The sequence below is a fragment of the Mesorhizobium sp. M7A.F.Ca.CA.004.12.1.1 genome, assembly GCF_003997835.1.
Lineage (GTDB): Bacteria > Pseudomonadota > Alphaproteobacteria > Rhizobiales > Rhizobiaceae > Mesorhizobium.
The window spans coordinates 1-1,309 of record NZ_RZRK01001186.1; the positions used below are offsets into that span (position 1 = coordinate 1).

A 1,309-nucleotide genomic window follows, 5' to 3' on the forward strand; every position below is an offset into this window, starting at 1 on the left:
TGTCTCTGAAACAGCGCATGCAAAAACGCACATACGCACGCGCGGCGCCCGCCAACAGAATTTTCATTTCGGGTTGCGCGCGCAGCGGCACGACGCTGACACAGCGGCTGATGAGGTGTTTCGAGGACATTTTCGTCCATCCGCCCGAAGCGCGATACACAATGCTGGACATGTTGGACCGGCCGGAATCGAACCTCGTCGTCAAGCGCGATGCGCGCGGTTTTGCGCATCTGGCGAAGCTCCCTCCCTCCATCGGCTTGATCTATTGCGTGCGCCATCCGTTCGACACGCTGACAAGTTCGCATCCGCAAACACGCAACGAGCGTCGGTTCCACGTCACGCCGCATCGCTGGCTGGCCGAATACGACGCGCTGACCCGGCTGAAGAAGGCACAACCGCACCGGCAGATACTCTTTGTCCGCTACGAAGACATGATCGGCGCGCCCGATGCGCAGCAGGACAGAATCGCGCAATCGTTCGGACTGACACCGCGCATTCGTTTCAGCGAGGATCCGAACAATCCGATCCGGGTGGCTTCGTTGAGAAAATGGGAACGGAATGAAGAATTCAGGACCTATCTCGGCGGTCTGCCCCCGGCATTTCTCGTCGGCGTCCGGCGTTTCTGCGCCGAGTTCGGCTATGACATGCCAATAAGCACGCCGACCGTGGACGCGCGGTAATGCGGGCACCGGCGGCCGTCGCGACAGAAGAGCGAGATCCCAAGCGGCGCGTGCTGAAGGACGTGTTCGGCTTCGATGATTTTCGCCCCGGCCAGGCCGATGTCATGGACGCGCTGCTGGCCGGGCGGCATGTCCTGGCCGTCATGCCGACGGGTGCGGGCAAATCGCTCTGCTACCAGGTCCCGGCACTTGTCCTGGGCGGGCTCACCATTGTCGTTTCGCCGTTGGTGGCGCTGATGCAGGATCAGGTCGCCGCCTTGCGGCTTGCCGGCGTGGCTGCCGATACGATCAATTCCTCGATCGACCGCGATGCCAATATCGCCGCATGGCGTCGCGTCGCCTCAGGCCAGACGCGCCTGCTCTATCTCGCGCCGGAGCGGCTGATGACCGAGCGGATGCTCGAGGCGCTGGCCAGGCTCGATGTCAGCCTGATCGCCGTCGACGAGGCGCATCGGCTATTGCGAGACGGCGCAGTGCCGTCGCCAGGTGCTGCTCGGCTATTTCGGCGAAGAAGCGCAGCCTTGCGGCAATTGCGACACCTGCCTCGACCAGGCGCCGCGCGCCGATGGCGGAGCGGAGGCGCGGATAATCCTGGCAGCCATCGCCCAGAGTGGCGAACGCTTCGGTGC

Annotated in this window: 1 protein-coding gene and 1 pseudogene; both read left to right on the plus strand. The window is 63.6% G+C overall.

Translation table 11 applies throughout. From position 1 onward, the window contains the following. The first annotated feature begins 17 nt into the window (after positions 1-17). Positions 18-680: a sulfotransferase gene (locus EN984_RS34950; RefSeq protein WP_245456759.1), complete on the plus strand. Its 663-nt coding sequence runs from the start codon at positions 18-20 to the stop codon at positions 678-680. Beyond that, positions 680-1,309 (plus strand): annotated as a pseudogene (locus EN984_RS34955) (DEAD/DEAH box helicase); the annotation flags it as partial. The gene EN984_RS34950 and the pseudogene EN984_RS34955, both read left to right, overlap by 1 nt.